This window comes from Shewanella sp. SR43-4, from assembly GCF_014163845.1.
Lineage (GTDB): Bacteria > Pseudomonadota > Gammaproteobacteria > Enterobacterales > Shewanellaceae > Shewanella > Shewanella vesiculosa.
On sequence record NZ_JACJEB010000002.1, the window covers coordinates 25,477 to 42,274 of the forward strand.

Here is a 16,798-nt window from a genome sequence, read left to right on the forward strand (position 1 = left end):
CTGACAAGCAGATAATTAAAAACCGGATCGATTGATCCGGTTTTTTTGCTTAATACCAAGCTCATTTACTATCGAAACTGTTTATAACGACTGCGCCATGGCTGTGATATCGGATGCCAATTGTTGCGCTGCCTGCCACCGAGTTTGCTGCTCAAGTGCCTTTAGTGTTTGCTCTGCATCGCCTTTTAACGTTAGAGCGGTATGCATAGGCTCTGCAGCGGGCCAATCAAACTCGGTTAATAAAGCCTTTACACCAACGGGGTCGTTACATACCAAAATCATGTCACAACCCGCATCTAATGCCGCTTTAGCCCGCCCAAGATAATCACCGGCAAAACTCGCGCCCTTCATGCCTAAATCGTCAGAAAAAATAACCCCATTAAAGCCTAATTGTTGACGTAAAATGGTCTGTAACCAATAAGGTGAAAACCCCGCAGGATTAGGATCAATATTAGAATAAACAACATGTGCAGGCATAACACCTTGCAACTGCTGTGATCCAATCAGTTGGGTAAACGGCAACATGTCGACATTTTCCAGCTGTTCTTTACTGCGCGGATCAACAGGCATTGCAATATGTGAATCGGCAGCGACACTGCCATGACCAGGAAAATGTTTACCTACGGCAGCCATCCCGGCTTCATTCATGCCAATAATAAATTGTTGGGCTAACACGCTAACTTCATCAGCAATAGCACTAAAACTGCGTTTACCAATCACCTCACTGATACCATTTACGTCTAATACGGGCGCAAAACTTAAATCGATGTCACAGGCTAAAAGCTCAATAGCCATTAAAAAACCACACTCCTTCGCCCATTGTTTAGCTAATGTTAAATCGCCTTTAGCAGCAGGTAAAATATCACCCATAGCAGGAATTAAACTAAAGCCTTCACGAAAACGTTGAACTCGACCACCTTCGTGATCAACGGCAATTAATAATTCAGGACGAATAAGACGAACTTGCTTAACCAGTTCAATTAGTTGACTTTTACTTTCAAAGTTACGACTAAATAATATAATACCACCCACCTGAGGGTGCCGTAATTGCTCGGTTTCAAGCACAGATACTGCTAAACCTGCAAGATCCATCATTAAATAGCTCAAACCTTTCTCCTATCTATAAAGCTGACGACTTTGTCAGGTTAACCACGTCAAATAACCCATTAAGTATAAGACTGGCTAATGTGAAAATAATGCATCAAAAAATCTAATGAACTAACATTGATTAATGTGTGGGATACTCTAGCAGGAATAAGAGATAAACCGCCAACATTACATGTGACGATTATACTCACTTATAACGAAAACAATAAACGACTCAGCAAGGGTTAAACAACATGATTAGTGTATTTGACATGTTCAAAATTGGTATCGGTCCTTCTAGCTCTCATACTGTGGGTCCTATGAAAGCTGGTAAAATTTTTATACAGCATGTCGCTGATAATAATTTATTAGCGAATACCGACGAGTTACAAACAGAATTATTTGGATCCTTAGGTCAAACAGGCAAAGGCCACGGCACAGGTAAAGCGGTTATTTTAGGCCTAATGGGTGAAGACCCAGAAACCGTCGATACCGATGCCATTGATGCCATTTTAGAGACAGTGTCTACCAGCCAAAAGCTTACCTTGGCAGACGGTCGTCAGGTTAAATTTACTCGCGAAGACGGTGTTACCTACCACAGACGTAAAACCTTACCCGCGCATGCTAATGCCATGACCTTATATGCTTTGTCTAAAGGCGAATGCATATATCAACGTACTTATTATTCTGTTGGTGGTGGTTTTATTCTCGATGAAGATGAAATCACTCAACAAAATGCATCTCCAGCAACGCCAATTGAACAAGCACCTTATGACTTCAATAGTGCCCTGCAATTGCTGCAACTGTGTTGTGATAATGGCTTAAGCATTTCATCATTAATGATGGCCAATGAACTTAGCATTGCCAGTGAAGATGAAATCAAGCAAGGTTTGTGGAAAATTTGGCAAACCATGAAAAACTGCGTTGAACGCGGTTATCAAAAGGAAGGCATATTGCCAGGCGGTTTAAAGTTACGCCGACGTGCTCCCGCGCTCTACCGCCGCTTAAAAGCAGAAGGACGCAATAACACTGACCCATTGACCGCCATGGACTGGGTTGATTTGTTTGCTTTATCGGTTAATGAGCAAAATGCAGCAGGCGATCGCGTCGTAACCGCACCCACAAACGGTGCTGCGGGGATTATTCCTGCGGTATTGTGTTACTACGACATGTTTGTTCAAGAAGTGGATATCGATGTATGTAGTCGCTATCTGTTAACCGCTGCTGCTATTGGTATTTTGTACAAGAAAAATGCCTCCATTTCTGGCGCCGAAGTCGGTTGCCAAGGCGAAGTAGGCGTAGCCTGTTCAATGGCAGCCGGTGCGTTAACTGAAATTATGGGCGGAACTGTAGAACAGGTTGAGAATGCCGCTGAAATTGGCATGGAACATAACCTAGGCTTAACCTGTGATCCTGTTGGCGGCTTAGTGCAAGTGCCTTGTATTGAACGTAATGCCATGGGAGCGGTAAAAGCGATTAATGCTTCACGTATGGCGCTGCGCGGCGACGGTAATCATAAAGTCTCACTGGATAAAGTGATTAAAACCATGATGGAAACTGGTAAAGATATGCGCAGTAAATATAAAGAAACGGCCAAAGGCGGTCTTGCGGTGAATATCGTCGAATGTTAATTCACGCATAAAGTAAATGAAATCAAGTAACAATGCCTGTTAGTAACCCTAACAGGCATTTTTTATATGTTAAACAATATCGAGGATCTGTGAATAGCGACTTATTGAACTCACAAGCAGTTATATCTAATGGCTACGAACAATCGTCAACCAAGGTAGTGACTACCATGAGCTAGCGCTAACCTGGTGATTATTGAGCTTGAATTGGCTCAACATAGGCTTTGGTTCCCCAAAGTGGCACTGTCGAAAGACTATGCTTAAAACTTCCTGATGTTTCTTTAGTGGAATAAGAAACATACATCAGGGTTTGATTTTCAGCATCGAAGATCCTTCTAATCTTCATTGATTTGAAAAAAATACTTTTTGATTTTTTAAATACCACTTCACCTGATTTACTCTTATCTATTTGTGCAATCATATCCGCAGTGATCTCACCAGTTTGTCTGCAAGAGATGGAGCTATCACTTGGGTCTGAAAAACTCAGATTGGCTTCGATTGAGGCGATATGACAAGTTACACCAGAGACAATTTCATCTTTTAAAATATTTAGTTTTATATCTTGCGTAGTAAACATTCCCAGTGAAACATCACCAACTTCGTTATCAGAGCACGCAGTAACAAGTGTAGCTAAACATATCGCGGTAAGTATTTTTTTCATCAGTAAACCTTATAAAATTGGACAGTAATTATCGTCAAAAGAGCTTGCCTATATCTTCGCACCGCCTCATTACACTTAATTAAGGGCTTCATAAGGTCGAGCCCTTGGCTGACAAGGTTGCTAACCTACAGGCTATTTGTTCGCATAATAACGAGCCTTTATCTGTTAAATGTAATCTCGTTAAAATGCGCTTTGAGCACAACGAGTTAAACCTGCTGTTACCGAACCAAAATAATCACCCACCACGACTTTGGCATTTGGATACACACTCGCAATTCTATCGTATATCGCTGGGCTTCGGGCTGTACCGCCTGTGACATACACGATATCAGGAGTGGTTGGCATGTCGCAATCTTGTTGTTCCGCTTTAGTGATAGCCGTTTGCATTGCTTGTTTCATTAACGCCTCAACTTTAGCGAGAGGATCATTGATGGCTTGCGCAAACTGCGCTGCACTTAGAGGGACAAACAAGCCTTTTTCAATAAAATCCAATGGGCATTGAATCGTGTCATGATCAGACAAACTGATCTTCGCCGCTTCAGCTTGACGGACAACTTGATAGCTCATTTGATTTTTTTGTACTTTTTGTAAACGAACTAATCGCTCAGGTTGCTGAGCTTCCTTAATTAACTGCTCAACTAATTTGCGCGACTGTAAACTAACAAAATCACGTTGAGCACTGATGTCATTTACCGCAACCGAGTTCCAAAAAGGCGTTCTTGGCATAGGTTTACCATTAATCATTAAGGTGTCAGCACCAAAACTTGGCATTAAGCCTGTCATTGCCAGTGCGATATCTAAATCATTACCGCCGATACGTTGGCCTGAATGGCCAAAGCAGTCCGACGTTCGGTCTTGTTGATGAATATGTGACGGGCCCATTTTTACTACAGAGCAATCAGTGGTACCACCGCCAACGTCAACGACAAGCACGGTATTGTCATCGTTAAGATTTGACTCAAAATCCATCCCCGCCGCTAAGGGCTCAAATAAAAACGTTACATCAGTAAAGCCCGAACGCGTCGCCGCTAGACGTAAAATAGCTTCGGCCTGCAGATTACTTTCTTCGCCACCAATGCCTTGGAAGTTAACTGGTCGACCGATCACCGCATGGCTCGCTGATGTCAGTGATTTGGCATTTAATGCCTTATCGGCTAGGGATTTAACGTGCTGCATCATCAAGGTGACAATGTCTTCAAATAAGGCAATTTGCTCAACACGCAGGCCATTAGCACCTAAAAAAGATTTTGGTGAACGCACATAAAAACCTTCTTCAGGCATCTCCAAATAGGCATCTATTGCAGCTTGTCCAACAAACACGGCTTGCTCGTTTGGTGACAGATCTAGCTCATGGCGCATTTGTTTTGCCCGCATCAATTGCGAACTGCGTAAATGAGAATACTGCGCTTTTAAATGTTCAGGTAAGCCCCAATATACAGCTTCGGCTATTAGCTCGCGGTCCATCGCATATAATGTTGACGGCATGAAATCTGAGTCCGCTGATAATGGCAATAATGCCACTGCATTATCAATCATTACCCCAATCGCGCAGTTAGCACTGCCATAATCGAATCCAACAAACATCGGCCTACCTTTAGTCATTCAAATAAAAAAAGCGCTCAAAATAGCATAATAATCGGTTTTGCTAAACCATTTATGCGGTTTTGTACCAAGGAAAAGCTTAGCCCATCAATAAATCTGTCATAAAAGCTCATAAACTAAGTGCCACAGAGTATTTCTCCATTAATACTTTTAGTTAGATAGTGATAATTCAATATGTCGCATATCAATCTTCTAACAGGTCTCATTGCATCTTCGGCTTAAAAATTGCTCAATTGACTAAGAGTTATCTTGGTTATCCTTTAATGCCTGAGTGTTGCAAGAAGCCTACGATAAACATGGTCCATTAACTGAACGTGTACGGTTGTTAGGTATTTTTCGAGTAGCATGGAGAGTTTTTTAAGGCTCGTGTTGCCTCTGTATGGCGCGCAATTTTATTATCCAGCAATGGCGAAAATACAAGATAAGGTGATTCATCTACAAGAAAAGCTTGATGTTATTTATCTAGCGTTAATCAAGGAATGGGTTCGCTGTAATGTATTTTTAGTCAATCAGTGACAACTTAGTGAGCTTCGATGATAACGGCGCTCTGCCACAAAAAAGCCCATCGGCAATGATGGGCTTTAACTGTTTAGTTCACTCTTTAGTTTAACGGTTAACCTTTACTGTTTACTGTTTACTTTTTCTTGGGCTTTACGCTGAGCTTCTTTGTGCTGACGGCGTGCATCAATGACTTGCTTTACGTCACTGCCAATATGAACTTCGCCACGTTGTTTGGCTAATTGAACTTGACGCTCACGCTCAATAAATCTCTGACGCTGCTCAGCGGGTACCTTATCGATGCAATGCGGGCAACTCACGCCTTGAACATAAGCATCAGTTTGCTTTTCAGCTTCAGTTATCGGCATACGACAAGCATTACACTGATCGTATTGACCTTTTTCAAGGCTGTGATTCACCGCCACGCGGTTATCAAATACAAAACACTCACCTTCCCATAGGCTTTGTTCTTGCTCGACTTCTTCAAGATATTTTAAAATGCCACCTTCAAGATGATAAACCTCATCAAAGCCCTGCTCTTTTAAATAAGCCGTCGATTTTTCACAACGAATACCACCAGTACAAAACATCGCCACTTTTTTATGCTTAGCAGGATCGAGGTTTTGTTTAACGTACTCAGGGAACTCACGAAACGTCTCGGTAACAGGATTGACGGCATTTTTAAATGTGCCTATCTTCACCTCGTAATCATTACGAGTATCAACCAGCACCACATCAGGATCTGAAATCAGGGCATTCCAGTCTTTCGGCTTAACATAGGTACCTACCACTTTACGCGGGTCGATACCTTCAACGCCCATAGTGACGATTTCTTTTTTAAGCTTTACTTTGGTGCGATAAAATGGCATTTCATCATCAAAAGACCACTTGGTGACAATGTTATCTAGACCTGGTTGTGTGTCTAACCAAGTCAATAAATCTTCAATCGCTGCTTGGGTTCCAGCAACGGTGCCATTGATCCCTTCTTGGGCCAGTAACAAGGTTCCTTTGATATCATGTTGTTCCATCACAGTCAGCAATGGCTGACGAATAGCTTCAAAATGAGGTAAGGCAACAAATTTATATAATGCGCACACCGCAACTTTAGAGCTGGGTTGCAATGTCTCTGGCTGAGAGTGTTGAGTAAGGTGTTGATGAGTGTCTTGCATAACAGTGGCGTCTCCGCTAGCTGGAACTTAATTTCCAGTGCATATAATAAGGTCCGCACACAGTGTGCAGACTCAAAAAAACGGCCGAAAGTATACCTAAATCACACTAAAAAAAATACTAAAACAATTCCAACCACGGTTTTCACTGTGATTTGCATTTTATTTTGGGATTTTTATCTCTAAAGCGTTACTCTATTAGTAAGACTTAATTTTATATGACATCTAATGAATTGTGCCATTTTATATAGCTTTCGTCGCTGCCCATATGCAGTGCGCGCCCGTATGGGGATACATTTAAGCCAGCTAAACCCACTAGTACGTGAAATTGAACTTAAACATAAACCTAGGGAGATGTTAGCGATATCAGCCAAAGGTACTGTGCCCGTATTAGTCACACAGGACAACCAAGTGATCAGTGAAAGCATTGATATCATGCGCTATGCATTAACTGAGTATCCTGATATTGCAACCCATCACTTAACGCCTGGCGAGTATCAATCGCTATTGTCATGGTTAGATAAGCCCACAACGACAAGGCTCATAAATGCTAACGATTGTGACTTTAAGCCTTGGCTAGATAAATACAAGTATGCAGACAGGTACCCTGAATACAGTCAACTTTACTACCGACAACACGCTGAGCAGTTTATTCAGTTACTGGAAAATCAGTTACAAAAACACCTGTATTTGTGTACCGACACGCCTACTTTAGCCGATTTTGCTATTTTCCCCTTTATTAGGCAATTTGCTAATGTTGAACCTGCATGGTTTAACGGCATGCCCTACCCTAAAGTCCATACTTGGTTGGCCACGCTAGTCAATAGCCGATTATTTATTCTGGCGATGTACAAATATCCATTGTGGTTACCACAACAAAATAAGATCCAGTTCAAACATTCAACGAATGATGATGGACGCGTCATACCTTAGTGCAAAAATTAAAAAATTATGAATATTTAATGGTTTACAGGCTATGAATTGGTTTATTTTTCAAGTAAATTAAATAACATAAACAATGAATAGCAGTTAGAGAAAATGGATTTTTATTCTTTTGACTACAGATTTCAATTGTAAACTTATACTTAACTAAGTCATTGCTGGAACGCAAAGGAACATGACATGGATAATATGGACATTACGTTAGTCTTAATGCTTATTGCATTATTGATTTTACATATTCACTTTTGCTATCGAGCCTTAACGTCGAAAGCACATATCAAAAATGCCCAACGGATTGTGTGGTCTTCACTCAGTTTGTTAATGGGGCCGTTAGGTTATTATGTTTATCAGAACATGATCCCACTTGAGTTCTACGAATAGCCATTGACATAAATGCTTTTATTAGCTTATTGAATCGCCAAAACGAGCCTCATTTTATATTCGTTAAAGTAAGGCTCATATCTTGTATTGGCTTAGCTTATAAATAGCGAGCGAATTGCTGACCTTCTTTTAGTGGTTTTATTGGCGCAGTTACCGCAGGTGTTCCCACATATAAAAAACCAACAATTTGGTCTTGCTTAGACAAGCCTAATTGTTGGTGTACATTAGCATCAAAAGCAAAATCACCAGTGCGCCATACTGCACCGAGTCCAATGGCAAAAGCGGCTTGTTGCATTGCCATTGTGGCGCAACCAGCTGCAATTTGCTGTTCCAAAATGGGGACTTTATCGTGTACTTGTGTTTTTGCAACCACAGTAATGACCATGGGGGCGCGATAAGGCATATTGGCCACTTTGGCGAGAAATGCTTCATCGGCTCCCGTTATTTTAGCGGCGTCAACGAAAATGTCTGCCAATTTAGCTAAACCATCATCAATTGCGATAATAAATTCCCATGGGTTCAATGCTCCATGATCAGGCACTCTTGCAGCGGCATTGAGCAATAATGTAAGTTGCTCAGCATTTGGTGCTGGGGCAATTAGGCGTGGTGTAGACTGGCGAGTCAGGAGTAGTTGTGTTGCGTCCAAGATACGCTCCTTTGGAATGAATTCAGGTACCGATATTAACAAATATCCCACCTATTGGGTGGGATATATTCAAAACAGGGTTGATCTTTTTGGACTCAATTAAAACAGATCCTAGTTAGGCATTTTTTAAAAAACGCTGAGCGATAACATAATCAACACTGGTGTAGCGCCCGCCCCCTAGTACAAAGAGAGCAAACAACATGATGAGATAGGTCATAGCAAACTCAATACCATTATTAAGGATAACCAAGTTACCTGAGCTGGTAAGCCATTCATAGTTACCATGCTGTTGTAAAATAGACTTGGCCGCAGCCAACTTTTCCGCTGATGCTAATACTTGCTCATTTGCTAACCACGAACTGGGATCGGCAATGGCTAACCAACCATTAGGTAAGTGCACCGCAAAAGCGGCTACGCACATGGTCATCATCATAGGCATTGCAACCATGCGAGTAGCAAGTCCGATTAGCAGTAAAAAACCACCAAACAATTCTGTACCTGCTGCCATTGCTACCATGACATCGGGCATAGGCAAACCCAATCCCCAATCTGGATTACCAAACCAAGCGGCGGAGTCTTCAAAATGTGATAATTTGTTATAACCTGCTTGCATTAACACAGGTGCCAAATAAATTCTCAATGCTAATGGCGCAAAACCTTGAATGTGTTTAATGACATTTAAAAACTGTTGATATAACCCGCTAAGCATTTGCATAATCATCCCTACTGATCTCGTTATTACTACAAGAGACCCGCTAAGAATAGAAAAGATTTCAGCTGAGGCTATGATACTCATTAGATGCTTGTTTATTTGTCTAAATGAAGCTCAGTTAAATCATCCACTAACTCTGTTAGTTTTTTATCGAAATGCTTACGTTGTTTTGGACTAAAAGTGCGATTTAAAGTAATCAACATTGAACCGAATTTTCGGGTATTTTCAGTTACATTATCTCGATAGACTTGAGATTTTAGCTCGTCAGGTGAAACCATCAACAACGTCATTTGTTGAGTAAAATATTCTGTTTGCTGGCGGCGTTTCAGTGCTTGTTCAAATTGGCTCAACCACTCATGGCGATACTCTAACCACATATCTAATGTTGCTAAACGTTCAGTATTGGCTTGGTGAATAATACCTTTTTGCTCATCTGTCACATTCCCTGTCCATTCAGATAATTGCTTCGCGATTCTTTTGTCTGAGTCGGTTATCAATTCGGCTTGATCTTTACCTGCATATTCTTCAATTAACTCTCGCTGTTCTTTTTTCAGCTGCACTAAAATCTGCTCCACTTGTTCATCGCTTAGACTCGCAATAAGAGGTAACAGATCTGGCATAACAAAATCGAAAATACGATACCAATGAGCTTTTGCCATTGAGACTTGTTCAAGCCATAACTCTGGCGTCATGGTCTGCTGATTGGTTAAGCTTGATAATAATGACAGTTGATCACGATAACGTGGCAACTCTTGCTGGCGATGCCAGACGAGAAAAGACTCAACAATGAGATCAAATTTGTCTTGTTGCTCTGAGGTTAAGTCTACGTATTCTTCAACTTCCCACTCAATCGCCCAATCCAAAAAGAAGTAACTTACTTTAGTTGAGCAGCCAACAAAAAATAAACTACTTAACAGCAGGATAATTAATTTTTTAGACACAAATGATTCCCTTTGCAAAACTTATCTTATTTGTACGTTATCAGGGCATATTAGCAAGTCATTAATGTAAAATATTTTGTAAAGTAATGTATGTATTGTGTGGATTTTTGTGGTTCTTTGGCGGCCATTAATAATGCCCACATCGCTGAAAATAGCCAAAAACAATTGATGGCTGCTGGTAATGCCGCTTTAGCTGCAGCAACATCTGTAAGATTAGAGGTTTGGCAATACTGCAAGATAACGCTATCAACTAATTGATTTACTTGCCTTGATGATAACTCATGTGTGGCGATCACACTGGCTAAATCAAATAACGGATGACTGGCCACCGCGTATTCATAATCAATGCATAATAAGCGCTGCGATTGATGACCGCTGAGTAGTAAATTATGCGGGGTCAAATCTCGATGACAAAAAGCAGGCAGCAACACACAAGCCTCCAGCTGCGATAACCACTGTCGAACAAGGCCATTTAAGCGCAATAATTGCTGCCAAGCGTGTTGCCACTGCAAATTGGTTTGAGATGCACTTAATGAGTCTAATTGATGTGCGTATTGTTGCCACTGAGTGCTCACAGTCATACTTTTATTCGGTATGGGTAATCCACTGAGCGTTCGAAATAATTCGCTTAATAAAGGCACCGCATCCACTGCTGTAATCTGCGTCTTTGTTGCTTGTCGAATCGATGCCTGACCACGCATTGTAAACAAGATCGACCAATCCATGTTTTGCTGATCAATAAACTCACTTAAATATATTTGATTATTATCACTGACCCAAATCAGGGCCGGTGCAATGTTAGCTGCCATCGCGACTTGCCAACAGGCCACTTCAAGCTTTCTATCACACCAATTACTGTGAGCTTGATTGACTCTTAATACCTTATCGCCATCGTTACAACAGAGCTTAATATTAATATTGCTCATGCCTGTATTAAAAACCATTACCGCCGTACATTGTGCAGCAAGTTGCTGAAACAATGGGACTGGCATCGTTTGCTCAATCATATCAAGTATCTCATTAGGCAGAGATAACAAGGCTTGTGGCATCTGATATTTACTCTATTAAAAAGGGAAAGTGGTTGGCTATGCGCCAACCACTTCTTGGATGGTATTCTGTTGCTGTATTATATTGTGACGATATTTCTTGCGCCACATGATGTAGCCACCCAAGGCCATCGCGACATATAAAACAAACAGCCCAGAGGTCAACATCAAGCCTTTTTGGAAGTACAAATAGATAGACACAAAATCAATGACTACCCAATAAAGCCAGTTCTCCAACACTTTTTTGGCGACTAAGTAGGTTGTTACTACCGCAAAACACGTGGTTGCCGCGTCAACATAGGGAAATGCTGCCGAGGTATAATTGGCCATAACATACCCCACCAGCATAGAAACCAATGATGTTACGCTAATCACAACGGCATGAGCACTCCAAGACCAACTGGTTATATTCAGCTGGTGAGTATCTATGGTGTGATGAGTATTATTATGTGAATCAATATTGTGGGAATTTCTATGCTGCAAGTCTGGTACATGTAACCACAACCAATAACCGTATACCGCCATCCCCATGTAATAGATATTGAGCACCGATTCCATCAACAAGGAAACATTCCAAAATAATACCGTGTAAATCGCAGTGCTAACGAATGCGGCAGACCAGCACCAAATATTGGTCTTCATCGCCAGAATTAAGTAAGCCAAGGCTAACATAACCGCAATCGCCTCCCAAAACGTCATTAATGACGCCTCACTCAAGGCTTGTTGCAGCGTTAACAATAAATCATTCATGAATGTTATTCGCTATGTGCAAGGTCAAGTTCACCACCGATAAATTTACACACGAACACAGCCTTGCCCCATTTCTGATGAGCCGCTTGCATTTCAATGGCTAGCATCGACATTACATCCGCATACTCGCCACACACCTGTGTTGCCATCGCATTAGTGACTCGTTCAATACTGCTATAACTATCTAGTCTGCCGATAAACCACTTAATCGGATCAAGATAATTTTCATTCAACGGATACATGCTGATTTCTGCTGTTAATTTCATGTTAATTCCTTAATTAACACCGCTGTAAATTAAGTTACAGCGGCCTTGTTTAATTACATAAATTGGACTTCTAAGGTCACACCTAACTGGCGAGGGTCACCGTAACGAATATATTGTTTATCTACCCAGCCTTGATCTGGCTCGTTGCCAAAGTAAAAACCACGCACGCCATACTGCTCATCAAACACATTACGGCCCCATAAATAAGCCGACCAAGTTGGCGTTTCATAACCTACACGGGCATTATAAATGGTATAAGCATCTGACTTGGACTCGTTGCTGTCTGAGTAATAAAACTGACTTTTACCACTGGCATTCACGTTGGCAAACCAACCAGAGTCAGCAACATAGGTCATACCGGCACTGTAGGTAACGTTAGGTGAATGAGCCAGTTCACGGCCAGACAAATCGACAGTTGAGCCATATTTATCGCTGTATTGATATTGACCATATTCGGTTTCTAACCAACCAAAGCTGCCATAAAACTCAATATTCTCGGTTAAATACCATTTAGCATCGAGTTCTGCACCATAGTTATTCGAGCTACCTGCATTTTCAGTAAATAGAATAAACCGTTGGGGGCTATCAGGATCTTGTAACGACGCGGCGACTTGTTGATCTTGGCGATCCATATAAAATAACGCAAATGTAGAATCGACTTCACCGTCAAACCAGCTCGATTTTAAGCCCAATTCATAGTTATATAGGATCTCAGTATCGAACTCTTTTTTGTCTGATAATTGAGCTGGTAATGTCATATTAAAACCACCCGCTTTATAACCGCGGGCAATACGTACATAGGCATTGTGGTCAGCATTAATGGCTTTTGATAACGCAATATGCCCGCCCCACATATCTTCTGATGGGGCGAAATTATCTTCATTACTGTCACTATAATCACTGTCACGACGTTCAAGTCGAAGTCCTGTAGACAATAAATATTCATCACCTAAATGGCTGTCTAATTGAGCAAATACCGCATAATTGGTCGCATCGTAACTGGACTGCAGCACTTCATCTGGATAAGTGTTGTACTCTGAATACAAGTCATTATCTTCTTGTAAATTCATCGCATACACGCCAACTAACCAGTCGGTGCTGCCGGCGAAAATACGCCCAGCGGTTTTTGACGATAGACGAAATTCTTGGGTAAAGGTTTTACGGTCGCCCTTTTTATCCCAGGTATAATCGTAAACACAAGGTTCGCTGCCATTAACGGCACCAGAGTCATCATAAGCTGCACATTGTTTGCTTGCCCAATATTCTGGATTAGCCCAATCGCCATCATAACCATTATTGTGGTCGGTTTGCGCAAACGAGGTTAACGACGTGAAATCAAATGTTGGTATACCAGAATAAATAAATTTAATCCCAGCACCGGAGGTTTTTTGCGTATCAACGCCAGGTTGGTCAGTTAAAGTATTGCTGGGATTATTGTCTAATGTCCACACATCGTAGCCATTATCAAAGTTTGCATGTAACAAGGTTAAATCAACTTGCAAATCGTCAGTCGCATACCAACGTAACTTCGCTCTGGCAGTCAATTCGTCACGCTCATTGGTATCGTCGCGATTAAGATAAAGATTGTCACGATAACCATTTTGGTTATGTTGCTCTAACGATACCCGGTAGAGTAGTTTGCCTGAATCATTAAGCGGGCCGGAGCTGAATCCTGACAGAGTGCGCAGGTTATCGTCACCTAAGCTGACTTTTGCGCCATGCTCAAACGACTCTGTAGGATCGTTACTTTTTAGGTAAATTAATCCGGCTAATGCGTTGGCACCATACTGAGTCCCCTGCGGACCACGCAACACTTCAACCTGTTGCATGTCGTACATACTCGATACCATGCCAAGGCCTGATAGATCGATGTCATCGACCACAAAACCAACTGATGAGTTAGGTGCACCTTGATATTGCTCTTGCTCACCAACACCTCGAATTTGGAAGTATTTAGGTCGAGAGCTACCACCAGACCAATTAAAGTTAGCAATCGAATTTAGCACATCTTCAAAATGCTGTGCGCCTTCATCTTCTAATTGTTGCGCATCAATAACGGTGACACTGGAGGGCATTTTCTCAAGGCTGATATTACTAAAATCAGCATTAACGACAATGACTTCCATTTTTTCATATTCAGGTGTTACGCGTTCAACATCAGCGGTTTTAGCCATAGCAATAGGTGAGCTTATGGCTGTAATCACCGCTAAGGCAATGGGGGTGTGGTGTAATCTAATAGAATTTTTCGTGAACATAGGACCTCAAATAGTAATTTTGAGATCCGGCAAGAGTAGCGAATAAGAGGTGCACCGAGTTATAGTGTGGCCCATTCCTACGCCGGTATAAGCCGGATCAGGTTCTAAGGGTTCGTCATACAGACATCTCAGTTCAGGTTTTACTGAACACCCCTTGGCGGTCTCGATTATAAACTAACTTCAATATGAATACACGAGCAGTGACACAATTTGATAACTCAACAATGCAATTAATTAACCCTCACACTAAATCACATCGATTATTGTCATAAATAAGCTTCAAGCTAATGATAATGGAGTCTAATTGGAGAATGCTTGCCTCACATAGACCTCAAATCGGGTGACTTGCGAATTGGGCGCAACCGCACCGACTTGTAACTGCTGCTTGCCATGTAACTTAACTGATTTCCAGCTGCTTGCTTCATCTTCAACGGTAAATCCACTCGCATCGAACCAAGTGAATTTGTATTGAATACGCAAATCAGTACTCGATTGGCTTTGAATCAATGCTGACGCTTTGATTAAGTCTGCGACCATAAGTGATGAAACATCGGTCACGTTAACGTCACGAGCAAATGAGGTATTATCAACCCTAAGTTGGCCACTAGAATTAGCAGAGATACCCGCAGTATTATGCGCACAAGCCGAAAGTAACAGCGCAGAAGCGATAAGACATAATAATGATGTTTTCATACAATATTCCCTTAATAAATAGATGCAATTGAACTTGTCTCTAACACAGCAGCACATCATGACTAATCCAGTAGAAAATGTGCTCGTGCTGTCGCAATCAGCTGCTTGCGGTTGGTTTGCCAACAGTTCATGCTGACGTTTGCGACTCTACGACCTTGGCGAGTAATTTTGCATTCAGCAAAGGTGTCTTGATGCAAACCTGCGCGTAAATAATCAATTGAAAAATCGACAATTTTAGGCACTTTCTTAGCTTGCATAAACACCATTAACTGCACAATAGCTGACATTTCCATAAACCCAGCAAGCACACCACCGTGAATAGCAGGTAATATAGGATTACCAATATTGTCATCTTTAGCGGGTAATTTAAATACCATTTCATCGCCAAAACGCGCCACAGACATACCTATAAATTGTGAGTAAGGTACTTTTTCAAGAAGGTAACTATAGTCATTTAACTCTATGGCCCGTTTGACCACATCTTGAACATCTAAACCCGTTTGCGTACTGATATTGCTTGGCTCACTCATGATTTCGTCTCCGGCAAATTACCCATTAATGCTTGCCGAAACGATTCACCAACCATTTCTGGGCTAATGCGCATAAACGATCCCACTGCGTGAGCAATAGGTTCATCAATACTGTCTTGGTAAGCTATCGCGCGGGTAAAAGCCACGCTTGGCGATAATCGATAGCATTCTGCAAACCCATAAACCGATTTATGCGGCTCAGCAGGTTTCATGTAATCGACCCGTAAATCCAGTGTCGGTGACAATTCTAACGATTGATATTTTTTTAATATTGCACATACCACTGCCGTGCCACAGGCGGTGTCTATTAGGGTGGTAATCACCCCGCCATGGATCACCCCGGTGTCAGGATAACCAATGATGTCTTGGCTGTAAGGTAACTCAATAAGCACGTGATGCTCACTGGCCTCTTGGACAGTAAGCCCTAAACGGCGGCATTGAGCTAACTGATTAACAAATCGACTAGCCACTTCGGTTAACGGAAAAAAATCGCTGTTGATTTTCATTAGTCACGACTCAGCATTGGGCCTAACGGCTTACCGCCCAAAAGATGTATATGGATATGATAAACCTCTTGGCCAGCGTGTTTATTACAATTCATAATTAATCGATAACCGTCTTGTGCAATACCGGCTTCATCAGCAAGTTTAGCCGCGACCGTCATCATCCGGCCTAATGCTTGTTCATCAGAGGCCTTAACATCATTAGTCGTGGCGATTAGATGGTTAGGAATAATCAAAATATGGGTAGGAGCTTGCGGTGCAATATCCCTAAATGCAGTAACTAAATCATCTTGATATAAAATATCCGCTGGAATTTCACGACGAATAATTTTGCTAAATATGGTTTCTTCAGCCATTTTGGGGCCCTCATTAAATAACTGCATTGTTGCTTTTGATAATACTATCAATTCTTTGAACTATCACTCCAGTAAAACCGCTCATTATGGATAATCTTTTGCTCAAAATGGGATTCGTTTGCTTAACGTCGGCATT

The 16,798-nt window shown here is 41.6% G+C and carries 18 protein-coding genes and 1 riboswitch; of the genes, 3 read left to right on the top strand and 15 right to left on the bottom strand.

The features are described from left to right. Positions 1 to 81: 81 nt before the first annotated feature. The gene (gene nagZ, locus H5123_RS02400; RefSeq protein WP_182696925.1) at positions 82 to 1,107 is read right to left on the bottom strand and encodes a beta-N-acetylhexosaminidase; all 1,026 of its coding nucleotides are present in this window, start codon (positions 1,105 to 1,107) and stop codon (positions 82 to 84) included. A gap of 233 nt (positions 1,108 to 1,340) precedes the next feature. Here nagZ and H5123_RS02405 point away from each other — a divergent pair, with 233 nt between their 5' ends. Beyond that, on the top strand, positions 1,341 to 2,717 hold the full coding sequence (locus tag H5123_RS02405; protein ID WP_124015758.1) for an L-serine ammonia-lyase: 1,377 nt from the start codon (positions 1,341 to 1,343) through the stop codon (positions 2,715 to 2,717). 190 nt (positions 2,718 to 2,907) lie between these two features. Here H5123_RS02405 and H5123_RS02410 read toward each other — a convergent pair whose 3' ends face one another. The 3 genes from H5123_RS02410 to H5123_RS02420 all read right to left on the bottom strand — a co-directional run bounded on the left by H5123_RS02410 (position 2,908) and on the right by H5123_RS02420 (position 6,644). Beyond that, positions 2,908 to 3,375 carry a CreA family protein gene (locus H5123_RS02410; RefSeq protein ID WP_124015757.1) on the bottom strand — a complete coding sequence of 156 codons (468 nt, stop codon included), beginning with the start codon at positions 3,373 to 3,375 and terminating at the stop codon, positions 2,908 to 2,910. A 180-nt stretch (positions 3,376 to 3,555) separates the two neighbouring features. Further along, positions 3,556 to 4,959, bottom strand: coding sequence for a molecular chaperone (gene yegD / locus H5123_RS02415; protein WP_182696926.1), 1,404 nt, complete (start codon positions 4,957 to 4,959; stop codon positions 3,556 to 3,558). A 638-nt stretch (positions 4,960 to 5,597) separates the two neighbouring features. Then, positions 5,598 to 6,644: a rhodanese-related sulfurtransferase gene (locus H5123_RS02420; protein WP_182696927.1), complete on the bottom strand. Its 1,047-nt coding sequence runs from the start codon at positions 6,642 to 6,644 to the stop codon at positions 5,598 to 5,600. Between the two features lie 225 nt (positions 6,645 to 6,869). On the opposite strand from H5123_RS02420, the gene H5123_RS02425 reads away from it, so the two are divergent. Both H5123_RS02425 and H5123_RS02430 read left to right on the top strand, forming a co-directional pair. Next, a complete protein-coding gene (locus H5123_RS02425; RefSeq protein ID WP_182696928.1) occupies positions 6,870 to 7,574 on the top strand; it encodes a glutathione S-transferase in 705 nt (234 codons plus the stop codon). 189 nt (positions 7,575 to 7,763) lie between these two features. Then, positions 7,764 to 7,964, top strand: coding sequence for a hypothetical protein (locus H5123_RS02430; protein WP_124015754.1), 201 nt, complete (start codon positions 7,764 to 7,766; stop codon positions 7,962 to 7,964). 97 nt (positions 7,965 to 8,061) lie between these two features. On the opposite strand, the gene H5123_RS02435 is transcribed toward H5123_RS02430, so the two are convergent. From H5123_RS02435 to hinT, 11 genes are all read right to left on the bottom strand, one after another. Further along, positions 8,062 to 8,610 (bottom strand): NAD(P)H nitroreductase, encoded by a 549-nt coding sequence (locus H5123_RS02435; protein WP_124015753.1) that lies wholly within the window; start codon positions 8,608 to 8,610, stop codon positions 8,062 to 8,064. 115 nt (positions 8,611 to 8,725) lie between these two features. Beyond that, positions 8,726 to 9,325: a DoxX family protein gene (locus H5123_RS02440; protein WP_182696929.1), complete on the bottom strand. Its 600-nt coding sequence runs from the start codon at positions 9,323 to 9,325 to the stop codon at positions 8,726 to 8,728. A gap of 92 nt (positions 9,326 to 9,417) precedes the next feature. Then, a complete protein-coding gene (locus tag H5123_RS02445; RefSeq protein WP_182696930.1) occupies positions 9,418 to 10,263 on the bottom strand; it encodes a DUF6279 family lipoprotein in 846 nt (281 codons plus the stop codon). A 50-nt stretch (positions 10,264 to 10,313) separates the two neighbouring features. Next, the gene (locus tag H5123_RS02450; protein WP_182696931.1) at positions 10,314 to 11,270 is read right to left on the bottom strand and encodes a phosphotransferase; all 957 of its coding nucleotides are present in this window, start codon (positions 11,268 to 11,270) and stop codon (positions 10,314 to 10,316) included. Between the two features lie 78 nt (positions 11,271 to 11,348). Then, on the bottom strand, positions 11,349 to 12,059 hold the full coding sequence (gene pnuC, locus H5123_RS02455; protein ID WP_124015749.1) for a nicotinamide riboside transporter PnuC: 711 nt from the start codon (positions 12,057 to 12,059) through the stop codon (positions 11,349 to 11,351). A 5-nt stretch (positions 12,060 to 12,064) separates the two neighbouring features. Then, positions 12,065 to 12,325 carry a hypothetical protein gene (locus H5123_RS02460; RefSeq protein ID WP_182696932.1) on the bottom strand — a complete coding sequence of 87 codons (261 nt, stop codon included), beginning with the start codon at positions 12,323 to 12,325 and terminating at the stop codon, positions 12,065 to 12,067. A 53-nt stretch (positions 12,326 to 12,378) separates the two neighbouring features. Continuing rightward, a complete protein-coding gene (locus H5123_RS02465; RefSeq protein WP_182696933.1) occupies positions 12,379 to 14,580 on the bottom strand; it encodes a TonB-dependent receptor in 2,202 nt (733 codons plus the stop codon). A gap of 57 nt (positions 14,581 to 14,637) precedes the next feature. Further along, positions 14,638 to 14,745: riboswitch (TPP riboswitch) on the bottom strand. A gap of 135 nt (positions 14,746 to 14,880) precedes the next feature. After that, positions 14,881 to 15,273: a YcfL family protein gene (locus H5123_RS02470; protein ID WP_124015746.1), complete on the bottom strand. Its 393-nt coding sequence runs from the start codon at positions 15,271 to 15,273 to the stop codon at positions 14,881 to 14,883. Positions 15,274 to 15,335: 62 nt separating this feature from the next. Then, positions 15,336 to 15,803, bottom strand: a complete 468-nt coding sequence (locus H5123_RS02475) for a PaaI family thioesterase (RefSeq protein ID WP_124015745.1) — start codon at positions 15,801 to 15,803, stop codon at positions 15,336 to 15,338. Further along, positions 15,800 to 16,309: a PaaI family thioesterase gene (locus H5123_RS02480; RefSeq protein WP_124015744.1), complete on the bottom strand. Its 510-nt coding sequence runs from the start codon at positions 16,307 to 16,309 to the stop codon at positions 15,800 to 15,802. Before H5123_RS02480 ends, H5123_RS02475 begins: the two co-directional genes overlap by 4 nt. Continuing rightward, complete coding sequence (hinT, locus tag H5123_RS02485) at positions 16,309 to 16,662, bottom strand: purine nucleoside phosphoramidase (protein WP_124015743.1); 354 nt, start codon at positions 16,660 to 16,662, stop codon at positions 16,309 to 16,311. The genes H5123_RS02480 and hinT overlap by 1 nt, the downstream gene beginning before the upstream one ends. Between the last annotated feature and the right edge of the window lie 136 nt (positions 16,663 to 16,798).

Excerpts from the sequence above, each read along its gene's own strand:
- H5123_RS02430 (WP_124015754.1), top strand. The coding sequence starts at position 7,764 with ATGGATAATATGGACATTACGTTAGTCTTAATGCTTATTGCATTATTG.
- hinT (WP_124015743.1), bottom strand. The coding sequence starts at position 16,662 with ATGGCTGAAGAAACCATATTTAGCAAAATTATTCGTCGTGAAATTCCA.
- H5123_RS02420 (WP_182696927.1), bottom strand. The coding sequence starts at position 6,644 with ATGCAAGACACTCATCAACACCTTACTCAACACTCTCAGCCAGAGACA.
- H5123_RS02480 (WP_124015744.1), bottom strand. The coding sequence starts at position 16,309 with ATGAAAATCAACAGCGATTTTTTTCCGTTAACCGAAGTGGCTAGTCGA.
- H5123_RS02410 (WP_124015757.1), bottom strand. The coding sequence starts at position 3,375 with ATGAAAAAAATACTTACCGCGATATGTTTAGCTACACTTGTTACTGCG.
- pnuC (WP_124015749.1), bottom strand. The coding sequence starts at position 12,059 with ATGAATGATTTATTGTTAACGCTGCAACAAGCCTTGAGTGAGGCGTCA.
- H5123_RS02405 (WP_124015758.1), top strand. The coding sequence starts at position 1,341 with ATGATTAGTGTATTTGACATGTTCAAAATTGGTATCGGTCCTTCTAGC.
- H5123_RS02465 (WP_182696933.1), bottom strand. The coding sequence starts at position 14,580 with ATGTTCACGAAAAATTCTATTAGATTACACCACACCCCCATTGCCTTA.
- H5123_RS02450 (WP_182696931.1), bottom strand. The coding sequence starts at position 11,270 with ATGATTGAGCAAACGATGCCAGTCCCATTGTTTCAGCAACTTGCTGCA.
- yegD (WP_182696926.1), bottom strand. The coding sequence starts at position 4,959 with ATGTTTGTTGGATTCGATTATGGCAGTGCTAACTGCGCGATTGGGGTA.
- H5123_RS02440 (WP_182696929.1), bottom strand. The coding sequence starts at position 9,325 with ATGCAAATGCTTAGCGGGTTATATCAACAGTTTTTAAATGTCATTAAA.
- H5123_RS02475 (WP_124015745.1), bottom strand. The coding sequence starts at position 15,803 with ATGAGTGAGCCAAGCAATATCAGTACGCAAACGGGTTTAGATGTTCAA.
- H5123_RS02470 (WP_124015746.1), bottom strand. The coding sequence starts at position 15,273 with ATGAAAACATCATTATTATGTCTTATCGCTTCTGCGCTGTTACTTTCG.
- H5123_RS02425 (WP_182696928.1), top strand. The coding sequence starts at position 6,870 with ATGAATTGTGCCATTTTATATAGCTTTCGTCGCTGCCCATATGCAGTG.
- H5123_RS02460 (WP_182696932.1), bottom strand. The coding sequence starts at position 12,325 with ATGAAATTAACAGCAGAAATCAGCATGTATCCGTTGAATGAAAATTAT.